General features: G+C 41.7%; 20 protein-coding genes. 19 read left to right on the top strand and 1 reads right to left on the bottom strand.

Going from position 1 to position 20,295, the window contains the following annotated elements; translation table 11 throughout:
* The first annotated feature begins 126 nt into the window (after nt 1-126).
* The 17 genes from TZ96_RS04415 (at nt 127) to TZ96_RS04495 (ending at nt 16,145) form a co-directional block, all read left to right on the top strand.
* Nucleotides 127-1,329, top strand: a complete 1,203-nt coding sequence (locus TZ96_RS04415; RefSeq protein ID WP_045763067.1) for a phage portal protein — start codon at nt 127-129, stop codon at nt 1,327-1,329.
* Nucleotides 1,313-1,903 carry an HK97 family phage prohead protease gene (locus tag TZ96_RS04420; RefSeq protein WP_045763068.1) on the top strand — a complete coding sequence of 197 codons (591 nt, stop codon included), beginning with the start codon at nt 1,313-1,315 and terminating at the stop codon, nt 1,901-1,903. The genes TZ96_RS04415 and TZ96_RS04420 overlap by 17 nt, the downstream gene beginning before the upstream one ends.
* On the top strand, nt 1,888-3,060 hold the full coding sequence (locus TZ96_RS04425) for a phage major capsid protein (protein WP_045763069.1): 1,173 nt from the start codon (nt 1,888-1,890) through the stop codon (nt 3,058-3,060). The genes TZ96_RS04420 and TZ96_RS04425 overlap by 16 nt, the downstream gene beginning before the upstream one ends.
* 11 nt (nt 3,061-3,071) lie before the next feature.
* Entirely contained in the window at nt 3,072-3,362 is a 291-nt protein-coding gene (locus TZ96_RS04430; RefSeq protein ID WP_045763070.1) for a hypothetical protein, read from the top strand.
* A 2-nt stretch (nt 3,363-3,364) separates the two neighbouring features.
* A complete protein-coding gene (locus tag TZ96_RS04435; protein ID WP_045763071.1) occupies nt 3,365-3,646 on the top strand; it encodes a phage head-tail connector protein in 282 nt (93 codons plus the stop codon).
* Complete coding sequence (locus tag TZ96_RS04440) at nt 3,633-3,932, top strand: phage head closure protein (protein ID WP_045763072.1); 300 nt, start codon at nt 3,633-3,635, stop codon at nt 3,930-3,932. Before TZ96_RS04435 ends, TZ96_RS04440 begins: the two co-directional genes overlap by 14 nt.
* Nucleotides 3,929-4,276, top strand: coding sequence for an HK97 gp10 family phage protein (locus TZ96_RS04445; RefSeq protein WP_000063884.1), 348 nt, complete (start codon nt 3,929-3,931; stop codon nt 4,274-4,276). Before TZ96_RS04440 ends, TZ96_RS04445 begins: the two co-directional genes overlap by 4 nt.
* Nucleotides 4,273-4,596 (top strand): hypothetical protein, encoded by a 324-nt coding sequence (locus TZ96_RS04450; RefSeq protein WP_045763073.1) that lies wholly within the window; start codon nt 4,273-4,275, stop codon nt 4,594-4,596. The genes TZ96_RS04445 and TZ96_RS04450 overlap by 4 nt, the downstream gene beginning before the upstream one ends.
* 11 nt (nt 4,597-4,607) lie before the next feature.
* Complete coding sequence (locus tag TZ96_RS04455; protein ID WP_015997064.1) at nt 4,608-5,186, top strand: major tail protein; 579 nt, start codon at nt 4,608-4,610, stop codon at nt 5,184-5,186.
* A gap of 11 nt (nt 5,187-5,197) precedes the next feature.
* On the top strand, nt 5,198-5,617 hold the full coding sequence (locus TZ96_RS04460; RefSeq protein ID WP_045763074.1) for a hypothetical protein: 420 nt from the start codon (nt 5,198-5,200) through the stop codon (nt 5,615-5,617).
* A gap of 279 nt (nt 5,618-5,896) precedes the next feature.
* A complete protein-coding gene (locus TZ96_RS04465; RefSeq protein WP_045763075.1) occupies nt 5,897-8,647 on the top strand; it encodes a TMP repeat protein in 2,751 nt (916 codons plus the stop codon).
* Nucleotides 8,644-9,366, top strand: coding sequence for a phage tail protein (locus TZ96_RS04470; RefSeq protein ID WP_045763076.1), 723 nt, complete (start codon nt 8,644-8,646; stop codon nt 9,364-9,366). The genes TZ96_RS04465 and TZ96_RS04470 overlap by 4 nt, the downstream gene beginning before the upstream one ends.
* Nucleotides 9,367-13,941, top strand: a complete 4,575-nt coding sequence (locus tag TZ96_RS10140) for a phage tail spike protein (protein WP_080936302.1) — start codon at nt 9,367-9,369, stop codon at nt 13,939-13,941. It abuts the gene before it with no gap.
* Complete coding sequence (locus TZ96_RS04480) at nt 13,922-14,122, top strand: hypothetical protein (protein ID WP_045763077.1); 201 nt, start codon at nt 13,922-13,924, stop codon at nt 14,120-14,122. Before TZ96_RS10140 ends, TZ96_RS04480 begins: the two co-directional genes overlap by 20 nt.
* A 2-nt stretch (nt 14,123-14,124) precedes the next feature.
* Complete coding sequence (locus TZ96_RS04485; protein ID WP_045763078.1) at nt 14,125-14,760, top strand: hypothetical protein; 636 nt, start codon at nt 14,125-14,127, stop codon at nt 14,758-14,760.
* 9 nt (nt 14,761-14,769) lie between these two features.
* On the top strand, nt 14,770-15,189 hold the full coding sequence (locus tag TZ96_RS04490; RefSeq protein WP_045763079.1) for a phage holin family protein: 420 nt from the start codon (nt 14,770-14,772) through the stop codon (nt 15,187-15,189).
* On the top strand, nt 15,189-16,145 hold the full coding sequence (locus TZ96_RS04495) for a peptidoglycan recognition protein family protein (protein ID WP_045763080.1): 957 nt from the start codon (nt 15,189-15,191) through the stop codon (nt 16,143-16,145). The genes TZ96_RS04490 and TZ96_RS04495 overlap by 1 nt, the downstream gene beginning before the upstream one ends.
* Nucleotides 16,146-16,237: 92 nt before the next feature.
* On the opposite strand, the gene TZ96_RS04500 is transcribed toward TZ96_RS04495, so the two are convergent.
* Entirely contained in the window at nt 16,238-16,417 is a 180-nt protein-coding gene (locus TZ96_RS04500; protein ID WP_001233347.1) for a hypothetical protein, read from the bottom strand.
* Nucleotides 16,418-17,124: 707 nt separating this feature from the next.
* Here TZ96_RS04500 and tgt point away from each other — a divergent pair.
* Together tgt and TZ96_RS04510 are read left to right on the top strand one after the other, a co-directional pair.
* Nucleotides 17,125-18,267 (top strand): tRNA guanosine(34) transglycosylase Tgt, encoded by a 1,143-nt coding sequence (gene tgt / locus TZ96_RS04505; RefSeq protein WP_045763081.1) that lies wholly within the window; start codon nt 17,125-17,127, stop codon nt 18,265-18,267.
* Between the two features lie 132 nt (nt 18,268-18,399).
* Complete coding sequence (locus TZ96_RS04510) at nt 18,400-20,217, top strand: acyltransferase family protein (protein WP_045763082.1); 1,818 nt, start codon at nt 18,400-18,402, stop codon at nt 20,215-20,217.
* The last annotated feature ends 78 nt before the right edge of the window (nt 20,218-20,295 follow it).

Genomic DNA, 20,295 nt, shown 5'->3' on the forward strand with positions numbered 1-20,295 from the left:
TTTTACCACTGGATAAGCCTTTCCAGCTAGAGCTATCAATATTAGATCCTAAAGTTAATCCAGAACATTGTAGAATTGGACAGACTGAGAAAGAGATAATCGTTAATAGAAAGGAGGTGAGGAAATATGGGGCTTTTAGATAGAATTCTGAAACGTGGTAAGAGTCGAAGCGGAACGAATGTTATCACTCATTCAGATTTTGGTCTTTATATCGACGGTGATAGCTATGTGCCACTGACTCGCAATCCTGATGTGATTGCTGCAGTTAACAAGATTGCTGACATGGTATCCAATATGACCATTCATTTGATGGAGAATACCGACAAGGGAGACATACGGGTTAAAGATGGACTAGCTCGGAAGATTGATGTAAATCCATGCGAAAACATGACTCGCAAGACTTGGATTTTCAAGATTGTGCGTGACCTGTTGCTATTTGGTGACGGGAATTCGGTTCTTCATGTCGAATATGATCCTGTGAATGATTACATTTTGAACCTGAGACCATTCTCTATGAGTGAAGTATCGTTCAAGAGTGACGATGTTGGTTATGTTGTGAATTATCGTGGCATTGACTACAACTCAAGCGAAATCGTGCACTTTGTAATCAATCCTGATCCAGATAATCCATTTGTAGGGACTGGATATAGGCTTGCTTTGAGGGATATTGTTAGGAATTTAAACCTTGCAACTCAAATCAAAAAAGGCTTTATGAATGGCAAGAACGTTCCTAGCTTGATTGTTAAGGTTGATTCTTCGAATGGAGAATTGGGCACGCAAGAGGGGCGAGACAAGGTCGCTAAGAAATACTTAACAACAAGTCAGGCAGGTGAGCCGTGGATTATTCCTGATGCTTTGTTGAGTGTCGAACAGGTTAAGCCACTCAGCTTAAAAGATATCGCTATCAATGAATCTGTTGAAATTGACAAGAAAACAGTTGCTGGACTCTTGGGAGTTCCAGCTTTTATTTTAGGAGTTGGAAGTTTCGACAAAGAAGAATACAACAACTTTGTCAATACAACGGTTATGAGTATTGCTAATACAATTACTCAGACCTTAACTAGAGATTTACTAGTTTCAAACAATCGGTATTTCAAACTTAATGCTCGCTCTCTTTATTCGTATGACATTACAGAATTGTCATCAGTAGCTAAACAGATGACCCAAAATATGGCAATGCGTCGAAACGAGTGGAGGGATTGGCTTGGGATGCCGCCTGATCCTGATATGGATGAGCTCCTTGCTCTTGAAAATTATCTACCGCAAGACAGACTTGGGGACCAAAAGAAACTGAAAGGGGGTGAGGAAGAGAATGAACAGACGGAATAGTTATCGTACTGCTCAATTCAAAACACGAGAAGAAGCTGACAGCGGTGATTTGATTTTGAGTGGGTACTTTATCAAGTTCGATGAAGTTACTGAATTATGGCCGGGTTACTTTGAGGTAATCAAACGTGAGGGTGTTGAAAAAGCCATCAAAGGAGCTGACATCAGGGCATTATTTAACCATGATGATAGTTTAGTGCTTGGTCGGACTGGCAATGGAACGGTCACTTTGGGAGTTGATGAAATCGGACTTTACGGTGATATCATTATCAATAAAGATGACCCACAAGCTGTTGGGGCCTATGCTCGTGTTCAGCGTGGTGATGTGATTGGATGTAGTTTTGGCTTTATCCCAATCAAAATCAACACGGAAGAGCAAGCAGATGGTTCGTACCTGGACACTGTCTTAGAATTAGAAATCTTTGAAGTGAGTCCATGCACATTCCCAGCCTATCCACAAACGGAAATTGCTGCACGACAGAAAGACTTTGAAAGTCAACAGCGTGCCAATCGTGAAGCGCTGGACAAGCGCAAGAAAGAAATTAAGGAGAAATTTAATCTATGCACAAATCATTGATTTTAGGCGCTCGCATGCGCAACAAAGCAGAAAAAGTGGTAGAGCTTGAAGAATCAATCAAAGAATTGAACAAGCGTTCTGAACTTGAAGCGAAGAAATTGGATCAAGCTGGAAATGATGAAGAAGTTTCAGCGGTTGAAAAGAACCTGGAAGATATCCAAAAAGAATTGGAAGATAAATTGGCAGAAAAAGAACAACTTGAAAAAGAAATCGAAGATTTGCAAAATCAAGTTGAAGAATTGAATCGCAAAGCCCCGACTTACCCAAGTCAAGAAAAACGTGGAGGACAGAAATTGGAACAACGTGACGCAATCGCTAAATACATTCGTACTGGTCAAACTCGTGACATCGTAGGCTTGAAAACTACTGATTCAGGAAGCGCAGCTTTAATCCCTACTGAAGTTTTGAAACCTCATTTTGTTAACAAAACACGTAATCCACTTTTGGATCTTGTGGAACGTGTGAAAGTTAACAGTGGATCTGGTAAATATCCAGTTATCAAGAAAACGGATGGTGTAATGGTTTCAACAGATGAATTGAAATCAAATCCAGAACTCGGAAAACCAGCAATCAGCGAGATTGATTATTCAATCAAGACTTACCGTGGATATGTCCCTGTGTCACAAGAAATGATTGACGACGCAGACTATGACATCATGTCCATTGTTGAAGACGAAGTGTTCAATCAAGGTGAAAATACTGAATTGTCATTAGTTACAGCTGTCCTCAAAACAGCTACCCAAGCAGATGCGGCTGGATTTGATGGTATTAAAGATATCTACAACAAGAAGCTTAAATCAATTTATAAAGCAAGCATCGTTGTAACTAAGTCAATGTTTGCTGCGCTTGACAAGGTGAAGGACAAAGATGGACGCTACATGCTTCAAACTGACGTGGCTTCACCTACTGGCTATTCGTTTGGTGGAAAAACAATCTACAAAGTAGATGATACAGTGTTTGGAAATGAAGGAGACATGAAATTCTTCATTGGGGATGTCACTGAGTTCGTCAAAGAGTTTGACCGCGCCCAAGTATCTGTTAAATGGGTGAACAATGATATTTACGGACAATTGCTTGGACTTTTCATCCGTCTGGATATCAAGAGGGTAGATGAAGAAGCCGGATTCTTCGGAACCTACACTGATGTTGTAGCTTAAGGAGGTAGCGTATGAGCTATAAAGTAATCCGTCCTTTCAAGGACTTGTCTGATCCTGAAAAACATGACTACGCTGCTGGCGATATCTTTCCTCGTGAGGGATATGAGCCCACAGATAGCTTTACCAATGGCCTTTTGACTGGTGCAAACACTGCTGGCTCTATCTTCCTTGAAGTTTTGGGAGATGATGAGCCTAAGAAACCAGTTACTGAAACAAAAGAAGTGAAGGAAGAGCCCGCAGTTGAGCAGGAAGAAACAGTTGAGGAAACTGCTGAAGAGTCTGCTAAGGAAGTTGAGGAGTAAACATGGACGAAGGTCAGCTTTTAGAATTGCTGAAGCTTAAGCTGGGTATTTCAACCAGCTTGAGAGACAAGCCGTTAAATAAAATCATTTCAAGTGTCATCACTGAATTGACCGATAACCTCGGTATCGAGCTTGTTGGTGAGCGTGCTGACCATGAAATGTTTATCGTTGACTATGCTGCTTATCGCTATGAGGGTGGGGTGGATATGCCACGTCACCTTCAATGGCGACTGCATAATTTACAGATAGCATCAAAGAAAGAGGTCAAGAATGTGGAATCATGAAATCACGCTGATCTCTAAAAAAGTTACAGGTAAGGATAAACTACTACAACCAATCTCTGAAGATGTTGAAGTTACTCTCTTATGTCGTAAAAAGAAGGTTACTCGCTCTGAATTTTATCAGGCGAATCAGGCAGGGTTAAAACCGAGCTTGGTCGTTGAGATTCGAAATTTTGAGTATGAGAATCAGGAGTTTGTGAAATTTGAAGGCAAGCAATATCGTATCTTGAAAACCTATCCTATCGATTCTGAAATTTTAGAGTTGACTTTGTCAGAGGTCTTGAAATGAGTAATGACCTTGCTGATTTGATAGCGAAAGAGCTTGCAGCTTACTCTGATGAGGTTACTGAGGAAGTGGATAAGATTGCCGAGCAAGTGGCTGATGAGACTGTGGATGAGTTGAAAGAGACAAGTCCGAAACGGTACGGAAAGTATCGTAGAAGTTGGAAAAAGAAGAAGTTGGCCAATGGCTCTTTCGTAGTGTTCAACGCAGTTGCAAGTCTTACTCACATACTTGAGAACGGGCACCTTTCAAGAAATGGTGGTCGTGTCGCTGGTATCGTCCACATCAAACCAGCTGAAGAAAAAGCAATTCAGAACTTTGAGAAGCGTATCAAGGAGATTGGGAAATGAAGCTATCAGACTTTGCTGCCATTTTGGAACAGGTAAACTTACCTGTCACTTATCGAGCGTTTAAAACTGGGAACGCTCCTGACCTACCTTACCTGGTCTATTATGAATCAAGTCCAGTCATCAATGCAGCTGACAACACGGTTAATCATCAGATTAAGAGCGTGACAGTTGAGCTGGCTTTTGAGAATAAGGATGAAGATTTGGAAGAACGTCTGGAAGAGCTGTGGACAACCCGCGAGCTCTTTTTCGATGTTCAAGAAGAAACATTTATCGAGACGGAAAGACTCTATGTCAAGTCTTATACGGTCTATCTATATTAAGGAGGAATGACATGACTCAAGAAAATAAAGTAACCTTTGGTTTAAAAAATGTTCACGTTGCGCCAATTAAATCGATTGGTGCTGATGGAGTGATTGCTTACGATGAAATTTTCCGTTTTCCTGGAGCAATGGAACTAACATTGGATCCAAAGGGTGAATCAACACCAATCAAAGCAGACGATATTGATTATCACTTCATGAACTCAAACGAAGGGTATGAAGGGAAATTCAAAATCTCTCACATTATTGAAATGTTTGCGACTAAGATTTTGGGTGAAATCAAAGATGCTCAGACGGGTGTTTTGACTGAAAAAGCTGATGCAGAATTCACATCATTTGCCTTGATGTTTGAATTTTCAGGTGACAAGAATAAAACACGTCACGTCCTTTACTACTGTTCAGCAAGTCGTCCAGGTAATGGCTCAAAAACCAAGAACGGTACAAACGTCAATGAGCGTGAACTTGGCTTTAAGGCAAGTCCTCGTCCTCTGGATTCAGTTGTTAAACGTTCTATCACGTCAGCTGATAATAAAGAAATTTATGACAACTGGTTCAAGAAAGTGTATGAGCCTACTGCGGTTGCAGCTTAAGGAGAAAATCTATGCGTAAAATCGTTTTGATTGGTGATCAGGAGTATGAGTTAGGAACTAATGGCTACACTCCTATCGCCTACAAGCAACAATTTGGGAAAGATTATTTTCAAGATTTGTTCTCGATGTTGAAAAATCAATCATTCATGAATGAATTGAACAAGCTGGAAACCGACAAGGAATTGACAGCGACTAATATTGATATTTCGATGTTGTCAGATTTTGATATGACCTTTTTCAACCGTCTTTTTTGGACCTTTGCTAAATCTGCAAATCCTCAAATCAAACCTTATGAACAATTCTTCATGGAAATGGAAGTCTTTCCGATTCAGGAAGTTGGTCCTGTGCTGATGGAAATGCTGAATGCGAGCATGACGACAAAAAAGCACCAGATGAATCAGAATCAGCTAGCGAAGAAATCTTCACAGTAGAGTCATACTTGTCTTGCTGTAAAGAAACTGGTCTGTCTATCGATGATCTAAAGCATATCTCAATTGGAATGGCTCTGGATTATCAGACGGATTATGTGAATTTACGGAGCGAGGACAAAGGTGGCGAACGGAAGGCCACGCAAGCTGATTTTGACAGTTTTTAAATAAAAAAATGAGTGCTGAGAGAGTGATTCTGAGGTCAAGTTCCTTGTCCTAACTACATTATCAGTCGTAGAAGTTCTCTCAGCGCTTTTCTATTTTTTTGAGAAAGGAGGAAATATGGCAGGAAATATCAAAGGTATCAAAATTGAAATTGATGGCGACACGCAACCCTTACAGAAGGCTCTGAAAAATGTCAATAAGGCTGCTACTGATGCAAGTCAGGAATTGAGACAGATTGACAAGGCCTTGAAATTTGATACAGGGAACGTAACGCTCCTGACTCAGAAACAAGAGGTCTTACAAAAGCAAGTTTCGACGACCAAAGAGAAACTGGAAACTTTAAGACAAGCTCAGTCTCAGGTAGAACAGCAGTTCAAAAATGGTGATATTGGTGCTGACCAGTACCGTGCTTTCCAACGTGAAGTCGAAGTCACTCAAAACGTCCTGAAGAGCTATGAAGGTAAACTAGCAAACGTCAACCAGGCACTTGCTGAGAATGGAAATGCCACTAAAAGCAACCAAACGCAATTGAAAGAATTGCAGAATGAACAGAGTCAACTTGCTTCAGAGATGACTAAGGTGACAAGCTCATTCAAACTGCAAGAAAGTGCTTTAGGTTCAAATGCTAGCGAAGCTGAGAGAAATGCTCTTGCCCAGAAAAAGATTGGTGCCCAGTCTGAGATTGTAAGTAAACAGATTTCAAATCTAGAACAGCAATTGGAAATCACTAAAAAAGAATTTGGTGAGAACTCCACACAAGCCAACAAGATGGAAGCTGAGCTAAATCAGGCTAAGACTGCTTTTAATCATCTCAATGATGAGATGAAGGGAACAAAGTCTGCTGCTGATAGCACTCAAGAAAGTTTAAGTGAAATCTCAAGAAATTTAAGAGCAGAACTACTTCAACAGTTTAGTGAGAAGTTGAGTGCTATTTCAGAAAAGCTTGTGGAAGTAGGAAAAGAAGCGTTAGAAGCAGCTGCTCAAATGCAAGCTAGTAATGCTCAATTTACTACCGTTTTCGGAGATATGGAAACCCAAGCAAGAGAAGCGTTGAATGCTATTGGTCAGGAAATGGATATTGTCCCAGAGCGATTGCAAGGATCATTCACTCAGATGGCTTCATTTGCCAAAACTTCAGGATTGGATACAGCAGAAGCTTTGGATCTTACTTCTCGTGCAACTAAGGCAGCAGCAGATGGTGCAGCCTTCTATGACAAATCTATTGAGAGCGTGACAGAGAGCTTACAATCTTTTTTGAAGGGAAACTTTGCTAACGATGCCGCTCTTGGAATCTCTGCGACAGAGACAACTAGGAATGCCGCTGCAAATAAACTGTATGGTAAATCATTCAAGGACTTGAGCGAAGCGCAGAAGCAACTGACCTTGCTTCAGATGGTCGAAGACGGAAATAAACTCTCAGGAGCTCTTGGACAGGCTGCAAGAGAATCAGACGGATTAGAAAACGTGATGGGGAATCTGAAACAAGCTGGGACCAATGCATTATCTGCTATTGGGCAACCTCTTCTGGAAATGATGATCCCTGTTTTCCAAACCTTGGCAACGATTGTGAAAGGTGTAGCTGAGCTGTTTAATTCCTTACCTGATCCAGTAAAAGATTTCATTGTCATCTTAGGTGTGGTTTTGACAATTGTGGGAGCCTTAGCCCCCATATTCTTAACCCTGCAAGCTGTATTCATGTCCTCATTTGGTGCAATGATTGCAGCAGCATTACCAATTATTGGAATTATTGCAGGAGTTGTAGTGGCCATAACAGCGATTGTTGCTATTGTAAAATACCTCTGGGAAACTAACGAAGGTTTTCGTGAAGTCGTTACAACCGTCTGGAATGCGATTCTTGAAGTCATCAATGCAGTCGTGTCAGAGATTTCTAATTTTGTCATGAGTATCTTTGGAACGGTTGTTACTTGGTGGACGGAGAACCAGGAACTTATCAGGGCAAGTGCTGAGACTGTTTGGAATGCCATTTCAACAGTTATTGACACGGTCATGACGTACATAGGTCCACTCATTCAAGCCACATGGGATAATATCCAACTTGTCATTACAACAGCTTGGGAAATCATCAAGACCGTTGTTGAGACTGCAATCAATGTTGTCCTTGGTGTTATTCAAGCAGTTATGCAGATCATCACTGGTGATTGGTCAGGCGCTTGGGAAACCATCAAGGGAGTATTCTCTACTGTATGGCAAGCTATTCAAAGCATTATTCAGACCATTTTATCAGCTATCCAGAGTTACATTTCAAATATTCTCAACGGTATTTCAGGAACTGTATCAAATGTCTGGAACGGCATCAAGGATACTGTCTCAAATGTATTAAATGCTATATCTAGTACTGTATCAAGTGTTTGGGAAGGTATCAAGAGTACCATTTCAGGCGCTATCAATGGCGCAAAAGATGCTGTATCTACAGCTATTGAAGCTATCAAAGGATTGTTCAACTTTAGTATTAGTTGGCCACATATCCCACTACCTCACTTCTCTGTTAGCGGTTCAGCCAATCCACTCGACTGGTTGAGTCAGGGTGTTCCAAGTATCAGCATCGAATGGTATGCCAAGGGCGGTATCATGACGAAACCAACCATCTTTGGAATGAACGGCCATAACCTCATGGTTGGTGGCGAAGCTGGGAATGAAGCAGTATTACCACTAAATGACAAAACACTTGGTGCTATCGGTCGAGGTATTGCTCAGACAATGGGTGGAACTTCACCGACTATCAACATTACCATCAGTGGTAATACTATTAGAGAAGAAGCTGACATCATTCGGATTGCTGATGAGGTAGCGCAGAGGATTGCTGACGAATTGCAACGGAAGACACAATTGAGAGGAGGATTTACATGATAAAGCATAATGAGCTTGTGATTGACGGTGTGAGAACATCGTCTTTTCCTTTTAAGGTCATTGTTCATGATTCTCCTTCAATTGCTCTGGGAGAGAGCAAGACAGCTCTCTTGGAGCATGGTGGTATCAGTGGAGCAATTGTTCAGACAAACAAGCATAGGGAACTGGTCAAGAAAACCTATACGATTTACTTGGTCAAACCTACTGAAGAACAGATGAACCAATTTATGAGTCTGTTTATCCGTGAAAAGTTCTGGCTAGAGAGTGAGCGAGTCAAAACAACTCGTCTTTGGTGCTATAAGGTCAATATGAGCGACCTTGAAGAAGTGCAACCTGGTCTTTACATGACCAAAGCAACCTTCACTTGCCATCCTACAAAATACTTTAAAGGCTCCGATACACAGAGATTGACAAGAAGTGGAACTTTAACCGTGCAAGGTTCTGCTCTTGCCTTTCCTAAAATCACAATCGGTGGCCAGAGCGCTTCTGAGACTTCATTTACAATCGCTGGTCAGGTCATCCGTCTTGAACGACTCACTGAATCGCTTGTGATGGTCAATAACCCTGACAATCCTAGCTTTAAAACAACAACAGGAAAGCCAGTGAAATGGTCAGGGGATTTTATCACAGTTGATCCAGCGAAAGTGAAGAATGTTGGGGTTGTTCTAGGTCCAGGTATTCAATCGCTTGAAATCGAAACGGTTTGGGGGTGGGCATAATTGCTTTATCTACTTAATAAAGATGTGAGAACCGTTCGGTGGAACGGAGAGCCACTTCATGAAGCGACTTCGGCGATTGTTAAAGAGACCATGAATGGCGATTTCACCTTAACTGTGAAATATCCTATTTCTGACTCTGGTATTTATCAGCTCATCCAAGAAGATATGTTGATAAAAGCGCCGACTCCTGTTCTTGGTGCGCAGCTATTTCGCATCAAGAAACCTGTCGAGCACAATGATCATCTGGAAATCACAGCCTATCATATTTCAGACGATGTGATGCAACGATCTATCACACCAGTGAGCGTGACTAGTCAGAGCTGTGGCATGGCTCTTTCTCGCATGGTTCAAAACACCAAAACCGCTTTGGGAGATTTTTCTTTCAATAGTGACATCCAGGATCGTAGGACCTTCAATACGACTGAAACAGAAACTCTCTACTCTGTATTACTGGACGGTAAGCACAGTATCGTCGGGACATGGGAAGGCGAGCTGGTTCGCGATAACTTTGCGATGACTATCAAGAAAAGTCGAGGTGAGAATCGTGGTGTTGTTATCACAACACACAAAAATCTGAAGGACTACCAACGTACAAAAAACAGTCAGAATGTTGTCACAAGAATCCATGCCAAATCGACTTTTAAACCTGAAGGTGCTGAAAAGGAAACGACCATCAGAGTGACTGTTGATAGTCCTCTTATCAACTCTTACCCTTATATCAATGAAAAAGAGTATGAGAACAACAACGCAAAGAGCGTTGAAGAGTTGCAGAAGTGGGCACAGGCTAAATTTACAAATCAAGGCATTGACAAGGTCTCTGATGCTATCAAAATTGAAGCCTATGAACTTGATGGGCAAGTTGTTCACATGGGTGATACAGTCAATCTCAAGAGTTGGAAACACAATGTCGATTCATTCAAGAAAGCTATCGCTTATGAGTTCGATGCTTTGAAAGAAGAGTACCTCTCTCTGACTTTCGATGATAAGGCAGGCACTGGTGGTTCTAGAGCTTCTGGTGGGCTATCTAGCGCAGCTGATGCAATCCTTGGTGTGACAGAATCAGCTCAAGAAATCGCCCTAGAAAAGGCCCTTCAAAATGCTGACTTAGGTTTTGATCATCAAGCTGGATTGTTGAGACAGGAAATTTTGGACGGTATCGAACTTGCTAGAGCTAAAGCTGAAGAAGTTAAAAGAGAACTGTCTGACACTATCAATCAGCGTTTCGACAGTTTTGAAAATGGTCCTTTACAAGATGCTAAACGTAGGGCTATAGAAGCCTTGAGAAACGCTGGCGCCAGTAGCCTACTCGCTCAGGAAGCTAAGCGGATTGGGTTGGACTCTATCGCTAAACTTGAAGCGTTCAAGTCGCAGGCCACGAGCGCTCAGACGGCCTTGTCAGGTGATTTGGATGCTCTGAAACGGACTATCGCGAACGATATTCGACCGAAACAAGTGCAGGTTGAAGCCGAGATTGCCAAGCAAATTGAAGCACTTACCCAGACAAAAAATGAACTGACTGGTGTGAAGTCGGCGCAAGCGACGTATGAAGAGACGACGACTCGTAGACTGGCAGAGCTGACTAATTTGGCGAACGGTAAGGCAAGCAAGTCAGAACTCACACAGACAGCCGAGGAGCTGACTAGTAAGATAGCGAGTGTGAGGGTCGGTGGTACGAATCTTTATGCTTTGAGCAAAAATTCAGACATCTGGGAAGGCGGTCATGTAGCTGATTTTAAAATGGATATTTCGTCAGGCGAAATATCTTTTAAAGCTACAGGATTAGACCCTTATGTTGGTGAGGCAACAACTCATCCAAGGACAGCAAGCAGCAGAAATGGGGTTCGCATCCCTGTTATTGCTGGGAAATCAATCTATGTGACGATTTCGAATCCTATTTTTGCCAAGAATTTTATTTCGTACTTTGACGAAAACGGGAATACAGTAAAACATTATCAATACTACAATACTAACTCTTTTGTGATTTCGCCAAAAGAATTGACAGGAGTGAGTTTTGTTACTTTGCGTTTTGGTTGCGGTGGTTCGAATTTTGAAATTGGTGATGTGCTCAAAACGAAAGTCAAAGTTGAGTATGGCACGATACCGACAGATTGGAGCCCAGCCCCCGAAGATGTCGAAAGCCAAATCTCAGCTGTCGAGTCAAGCTTTAAGCAACGAGCTGACTCACTCGAGGCTTGGGTTAGCCGCTTGACAGAGGGACTCAAGACCAAGGCTGATAGCAGCGCTTTGACCTTGCTCTCAGACAGCATCAAACAGTCAGTCAAGAGTCTCGAGACCGAAACGGATAACAAGTTTGCGCAAAAGCTCAGCACGGCTGAGTTTGAGGTGCAGGCATCTGGCATTAGACAAGAGATTGTCAACGCGACCAAGGACAAGGCTGACAAGACCTTGGTCACGGCTGAGGCTGGACGGTTGAGGGAGGAGCTGGCAAGTCTGTCGGTTGGTGGACGGAATCTGTTGAAAGGCTCAAAAGGTCCATTCAAGCCAAACAGAAACCCTGCGAATTTTGACAATAACACTCTATATTCGCAAGAAACATTAGTATATCTTGTACAAAACGAAAAATACAGAATCTCTGCGAAATCTGACGGGAATTTTACATCTTGGCATAGCCCAAACAACGAAAATGACAACGTAGTTTTGTGGTTGATGGACAAAGCTGTAAGTAATTACCAAATCGTGTCAGACGCTAAAACTGCCACGACTGGTACAGAGTTTGTCTGGAATCGTCCGACGGGCATCTATCACTTGCGAGTCAATACCTATCGAAAAGACCCTCAAAAGCTAAAAAGCGTTTGGGAGGTCAAAGTGGAACAAGGGTCATTTAAGACAGGTTGGTCTCCTGCGCCTGAGGACACTGACGGGCTCATCACTGAAGCCAAGGCTACCTTCGAGCGGACGGCTCAGGGCTTGCGAACTGACTTGTCAGCTATTCAGGAATATGTCAATAAAGACGGTCAGCGACAGGAAGTCTTACAACGCTACTCTCGTGAAGAGAGCGCAAAACAAGCGACGGCTGTTCGCGAGCTGGTCGCAAGAGACTATGTTGGTAAATCAACCTATCAGGAAGATGTGAGAGGTCTTGAGCGTAGGTTCGAAGCTATTACCAACCCACAAAATGGATCGATTGCTACTCAGATTGCTAACTACAAGCAATCAGTTGATGGCAGATTCACAGAAATCACTTCATTGATTTCTGGTAAGGCTAACCAAACAGACTTCCAGCGAGTTAAGGAAACTAGCCAACTCTATGAGCGGATTCTTGGAAATTCTGAGAACGGTATCGCTGACAAGATAGCCCGAATGGCTATGACCAATCAGCTATTTCAGCTTGAGGTGTCTAAGAATGAAGGTCTGAAAACCGTTCAAAGACAGTTGGCTGGTTCGTGGGCGGTTCAAAACATCAACTCTGCTGGAGATATCATCTCTGGAATCAATCTAGGCGCTAATGGGCATAATCGATTTGATGGGAAACTAACTCACATCACGGGTGAAACCTTGATTGATAAAGCGGTTATCAAGTCTGCTATGGTTGACAAGCTGAAAACGGCCAATTTTGAAGCTGGTTCGGTGACTACTGTTATCTTAGATGCTGAAGCGGTCACAGCTGAGAAGCTGAAAGTTGACCAGGCTTTCTTCAATAAGCTTGTAGCAAATGAAGCTTACTTGAGTCAACTGTTTGCCAAACAAGCCTTTATTAACCGAGTTCAGAGTGTTGCAATCGATGCAAGTCAGGTTCGGTCAGGTATTTTAAGCGGTGACCGAATCTATGGCGGAACGATTCGAGGGGCCAACATCTATGGCGGAACCCTAACTGGTCACACTCAAATTCAGTTAGGGACATACGGTTCTTTTGATACGGTGAACGGAGGTATTCAAATTAATGTGCCTCGTACTGTCAATGCCAAAGATGGCTTGGGAGTTCAATTTATCGGCTCTTACGGTCGTGGAGAAAATGTCCCTTACGGTCTTTTTATCTACAAAGATGCAGATTTTACAGTAGGTGGGACTGCAGAAACAAGTGATGATTTTCTTTTAACGGTTGAAGGCTACATCAATGCGAAGGGGATCGGCTGGTTAAAGACAGGTAAAGGCAGTGTCAATGGAAAAACAACAGGTACTATTGGACTCTGGAACTCAGACAATGTATCTTTGAGCTTTGGTGGATCAGGGAATGATATCTACTATAGTTACAATGGCACAGCATATAGTCTGTGGTCAGTTGTCAACCAGCACTTCTCGGATAGACGTTTGAAAGAAAACATCATTGATTGTGAGCACAAGGCTCTTGATTATATCCATCAATTCAAGTTCAAGGAATACGATTGGAAGAAGCAAGAGGATAGACCACAACAAGCACACACGAAGATTGGTTTGATTGCCCAAGAGGTTCAAGAAGTGGATCCTACGCTTGTTTATGAGAATGGAGATACGCTGAACTTGGATAATCTCAGATTGACCAATATAGCACTTAAAGCAATTCAGGAGCTTGCTCTTGAAAACAAAATATTAACACATAGATTGGAGAACTTAGAAAATGAACGCAGAACAGCTTAACCAAGCCTTACAAATGACAATTAGTGAAATGTCAACAGCCTCAACAAATTCAATGATTACAAGTAATCTCTTGAACATTCAGTTGAATGAGCAAAGGGCAGAGAATCAAAGACTTCAAGCACGAGTTGACGAGCTGGAAGCTCTGCTTGATGAACAAACTAGACCAGCAGAAGGAGAGTAGACATGGCAATCAATGGGTATAATCTATCAACAAAACCGTACTTAAGAATTTCTGGTTCTAATGTTGAGACCGTGGTAGAAATTCAATTATCAGAAGGAAATCGCTACAGCACTAATTCACGATCATTCCCTGGTGACCGTACAAATGAATCAGAAGATGTCTTGATTCAAGCGGTTCTTGATATCCTAAAAGCCGAACTAGATCCAGGCAGTGCTATCGTCAAAACACAAGCGCAGCTTGAACAAGCAAATCAGAAGATTGCGCAGAATGAGAGCGAGCAGAATCGACTCTCTGCGCTTATCAAGCAGACTGAAGAGAATTCGAAGGTGAATCAGAAGGTCATTCATGTTCTTGTCTTGAACTCTGTCATGAGCAAGAATATCGAGTACGGCACGACTTATAAAGAATTGGTTGAGTTGATTCCACTCGCTGAAGTTGGTAAGACCTACTTGCCACATGACCTAATCACGATTGAAGACCCTGAGCACGTAGAGGTCAATGGCGAAGGGAAACGCATCTTGGTTCAGCTTAATAAGGAATTTACCTATAACGGCGAGCCTGTCAGCGCATTTGTGACAAATGGCTCCCTGGAGCAAAACGGAACTGGGGTCGCTTGGAAATTTGAAGGGAAGGAATAGGAGAAATATATGAAAATCGAATTGTTTAACTTTTTTAGAAACCTGATTCAAACAGAAGATGGTTTGGTATTATATGCGCTAGGCTTAATTGTGATTCTAGAAATCGTAGATTTTGCGTCAGGAACCTTCGCAGCGATCGCAAATCCAGAAATTGAATACAAGAGCAAGATTGGTATTAACGGTCTGATTCGAAAGATTCTTGGTGTTCTCTTGTTGATGGTATTGATTCCGATGTCTGTCTTGCTACCTGAAAAAACAGGCTTCGCATTTTTGTACTCAATCTATCTCGGATATTTGCTTTTTACTTTCCAATCGCTAATTGAAAATTACCGTAAGTTGAAAGGTAATGTGACTATCTTCCAGCCTATCATTAAGGCATTTGAGCGTTTATCTGGCGATAAAAACGATAAGAACGAAGGAGAACAATAATGGATATTGATACAAGTAGGTACAGAGAAGGACTTCCTCAGATTGGTTATGCTCCTTATCGTCAAATTCACGCTCATTCTACTGGAAATAAGAAATCAACAGCTCAGAATGAAGCTGACTACCATAGGCGCAGACCTGCCGAATCTGGCTTCTTCTCACATGTTGTCGGCAATGGACGAGTGATGCAGGTAGGACCAGTAAATAATGGTGCCTACGATGTGGGAGGTGGCTGGAATTATGAAACGTATGCAGCAGTCGAACTGATTGAAAGTCATTCGACCAAAGAAGAGTTCATGGAAGATTACAGATTGTACATCGAATTGCTTCGAAATTTAGCAGATGAAGCAGGGCTTCCTAAAACGTTGGATTCGGACGCATTGGAAGGTATTAAATCGCACGAATATTGTACCAACAATCAACCAAACAATTATAGCGACCACGTTGATCCATATCCTTATTTGGTAAGCTGGGGCATCAGTCGTGAGCAATTCAAGCATGATATTGAAAACGGTCTTGAAATTAAAAAAGGATGGCAAGAAAATTCTACTGGTTGGTGGTATGTACGTTCAGATGGTTCTTATCCAAAAGAGAAATTTGAAAAAATCGATGGCACCTGGTATTATTTTGATGGCTCTGGCTATATGCTTGCAGATAAATGGAAGAAACATTCAGATGGCAAATGGTACTATCTTGATGTTTCGGGAGCGATGGTCACTGGATGGAAGAAAATCGCTGGAAGCTGGTATTACTTCGACAGTGAAGGAGCCATGAAGACTGGTTGGGTCAAATATAAAGACCACTGGTACTACCTCGATGCCAAGGATGGCGACATGAAATCCAAGCAGTTCATCAAATCAGCAGATGGTACAGGTTGGTACTATCTTAAATCAGACGGAACAATGGCAGACAAACCAGAATTCACGATTGAGCCTGATGGCTTAATCACCACAAAATAAAATAAAAACAGAAAGAATAAAAAATTATTACACTAGACCGCAGGCAATAGCTTGCGGTTTTTTGTTTGCAATAATAAAAGCAGTGACCGAAATCACTGCTTATCAGCTGTAGCAAATTCATAAAGTTTTTCTGCTGTGAGAAGGGCCATTTTGTCCATGCTTGTTTTTCCTTTTCTAAGGTCAGAAACAGTAGTCCATGGAACTCCAGCACCTTGCGAAATAGCAGATGTAGAAATAGAACTGTTAAGTAATTCTTGAATAACTTTTCTCATATTATTTGTCCTTTTTATTTTTTAGATAGATATATACATTGATTGCAATTATAAAAATAGCTATTGCGCTAACCATTGCTTTTCCTCTTTTCATTTGATAAAATAGAGGTGTGAGGGGCTTTCGCCCCAACCTCTTAGCGTTTACCTTTTTCTTTGACGGGATTTCGGTTTACGCTTTTTGTTTTGCCTTGCGACCGTTATTGCGGTCACTAGACTTGCGATAGCAGTTACTGTTTCAGGAATGTTGTCTATTACCTTTTCCAGTAACCTAAGCCAATCTTCTTTGTTCAATTTCATCACCCCCTTTCCTTATCTTGATTATATTATATCACGGTATACCGAGAAAGTCAAGCGTTTTGATAAAGTTTTTTACTTTTTTTCAAAAAAAATAGACCTTATCCAGAGGTCGGGGAGTTTGTAAACTATTAGAGTTAAATTGCAATCTTCTCAACTATGCGGGCAAATCTGGTATAAAAATGAATACGAAGATGAATACGATTTAAAAAAATGACGGTAATCAATGGAAATAATTTTAAATAAAAATAAGCAAAAACTCAACTAACGATAAGCGACGGAAATCAATTGTAAACACAAAATTCTTATACCATAGTTCGTGACAGTTCCTGTTTTTTTTGATAGAATCATACAGTATGCCCTTGGGCACAAAGTAAGAACTGGGACTGTCTTTCCCAGCTTCGGAGGTAAAAATGTCAAATTCACCAATCAAATATCGTTTGATTAAAAAAGAAAAACACACGGGAGCTCGTCTGGGTGAGATTATCACGCCACACGGAACCTTCCCAACTCCTATGTTTATGCCAGTTGGGACTCAAGCAACGGTCAAAACCCAATCACCAGAAGAGTTGAAAGAGATGGGTTCAGGGATTATCCTATCTAATACTTATCACTTGTGGCTGCGTCCTGGAGATGAGTTGATTGCTCGAGCAGGTGGGCTTCATAAGTTCATGAACTGGGACCAACCTATCTTGACGGATAGTGGCGGTTTCCAAGTATACTCTCTAGCGGATAGTCGTAACATCACAGAAGAAGGGGTAACGTTCAAGAACCACCTCAATGGTTCTAAAATGTTTCTATCACCTGAAAAAGCCATCTCTATCCAAAACAATCTAGGGTCAGACATTATGATGTCCTTTGACGAATGTCCTCAATTTTATCAGCCTTATGATTATGTGAAGAAGTCAATCGAACGTACCAGCCGTTGGGCTGAGCGTGGATTAAAAGCTCATCGTCGTCCACATGACCAAGGTTTGTTTGGGATTGTACAAGGTGCAGGATTTGAAGATCTTCGTCGTCAGTCAGCTCATGACCTTGTCAGCATGGACTTCCCGGGATACTCTATCGGAGGGTTGGCAGTAGGTGAAACTCATGAAGAGATGAACGCAGTTTTGGACTTCACCACTCAACTCCTTCCTGAAAACAAACCTCGCTACTTGATGGGAGTGGGAGCGCCAGATAGCTTGATTGATGGGGTTATTCGTGGGGTCGATATGTTTGACTGTGTCTTGCCGACTCGTATCGCTCGTAACGGAACTTGTATGACTAGCCAAGGACGTTTGGTTGTCAAGAATGCCCAGTTTGCGGAGGACTTTACGCCACTTGATCCTGAGTGCGATTGCTACACATGTAAGAACTACACCCGTGCCTACCTTCGTCACTTGCTCAAGGCTGATGAAACCTTTGGTATCCGCTTGACAAGTTACCATAACCTCTACTTCTTGCTCAATCTTATGAAGCAGGTCCGTCAGGCTATTATGGCTGACAATCTCTTGGAATTCCGTGAACATTTTGTTGAAAAATATGGCTACAATAAATCAGGTCGTAATTTCTAAGATTATCAATCTAAAGCTGAAATCCTAAGTTTTCTCTTAGGATTTTTCTTATTTTTTTGATAGAATAAAGGTAATATGGAATGAACATTAGATGGTTTTTTTACTACTCTAATGAACGGAGAATAAACTCGTATGCGTATTAAATGGTTTTCCTTGATCAGGATTACAGGCTTACTCTTGGTGCTTTTGTACCATTTCTTTCAGACGGTTTTTCCAGGAGGTTTCTTCGGGGTTGATGTCTTTTTCACCTTCTCAGGTTTCCTAATTACGTCACTCCTGTTAGAAGAATTTGGACAAAAAGGTAAGATTGATATCCTAGGATTTTTTAGAAGACGCTTCTATCGGATTTTTCCCCCAGTTGTCTTGATGATCCTGGTCGTTATGCCTTTTACTTTCTTGGTTCGACAGGATTATGTGGCAGGAATCGGTGGTCAGATTGCTGGTGTCCTTGGTTTTATGACTAACTTCTATGAAATGTTGACAGGAGGAAGTTATGAATCTCAGTTCATTCCTCATCTCTTTGTTCATAACTGGAGTTTAGCGGTTGAAGTTCATTACTATATCTTGTGGGGCTTGGCAGTTTGGCTCATGTCTAAGCAAGCCAAAACAGGTGGGCAACTACGGGGAATGGTTTTTCTACTATCTTCAACTACCTTTGTTGTTAGCTTCCTTTCAATGTTTATTGGTAGCTTTATCGTTTCTTCCTACTCAACGCTTTACTTTTCAAGTCTAACTCATGTTTATCCGTTCTTCCTAGGTAGTGTCCTAGCTACCTTGATAGGGGTCCGTCATACGACACCTCTTCTCAAACGTTTGAATCAAACCCTGGACTTGAAACAGACCTTATTAGTCTTTTCAGCTGGTCTCGGAGTTTTGCTCTTATTGACCTTCTTCGTGAAATTCAATTATCTCTTTGCCTACTTGCTTGGTTTCTTGTTGGCAAGTTTAGCTGCCCTTTTGATGATCGTTACAGCACGAGTTTTACATGAGAAAACTCCGACGATTGAAGAACCAAAGGTAATTAGCTTCTTAGCTGATACCAGCTATGCCGTTTATCTTTTCCACTGGCCGTTTTATATCATTTTCTCTCAGTTGATGAGCAACCTACCGGCAGTGATTCTCACCACTATCTTTTCTTATCTCTTTGCAAGCCTTTCTTTCTATGTGATTGAACCTTTCATTGCCGGGAAGAACACTAGCTTATTGCAAAAGGTAAAAGAAATTCCGCATATTCAACCAATCTTTGCGGGTAGCGTCGGTTTTCTTAGCTTGCTAACACTGATTGTGATGCTCATAGCTCCCCAAGTCGGTGCTTTTGAAACGGATTTGATGGTAAATGGCCTCAATCAAGCTCAAACCAATATTACCCGTACAAAAACCATGGCGGATCAAGCAGAAGCAAGTCGCTACAATATTGCCGATGGTGTATCCATCATCGGAGATTCTGTAACCTTGCGTGCAACACCTGGACTTAAAGAGGTTCTACCAGACGCTCAGACAGATGGTCAAGTAAGTAGAAATACCAAGCAAGCCAATGCTATTATGCTCAACCACAGTCAGAATAAAGTCCTCCCTAAAATAGTCGTTATTGCTACTGGAGTGAATAACCCTGAGGATTATAAGGCTGATATCGATTCTTTGATAACAAATCTACCTAAGGGGCATCAGCTTGTACTCGTGACACCTTATGAAGGGGATAAAACTCAAGCAACTCAGCCTTATGTAGAACAGTATGCTAGCTATGTGCGTGAAGTAGCTCAAAAATATCCTTACATTGAGGTTGCAGACTGGAATCAGGTAGCTAAAGATCATCCAGACATCTGGAAAGGAACGGATCAGGTTCATTTTGGAAGTGATAATACTAAACTAGAAGAGGGAGCTAAGCTCTATGCAGAAACGATAGCATCAGCTATCAAGGCCTTGGCAGATAAGCCTGTGAAGTCAAAATAATATTTAAAAAGTAGAGATGACCGTTCTCTACTTTTTCTTTTTAGAAAGTACTTCTTAGAAAATAATTCATTCTCTAAG

The organism is Streptococcus infantis (assembly GCF_000963255.1).
GTDB lineage: Bacteria > Bacillota > Bacilli > Lactobacillales > Streptococcaceae > Streptococcus > Streptococcus nidrosiense.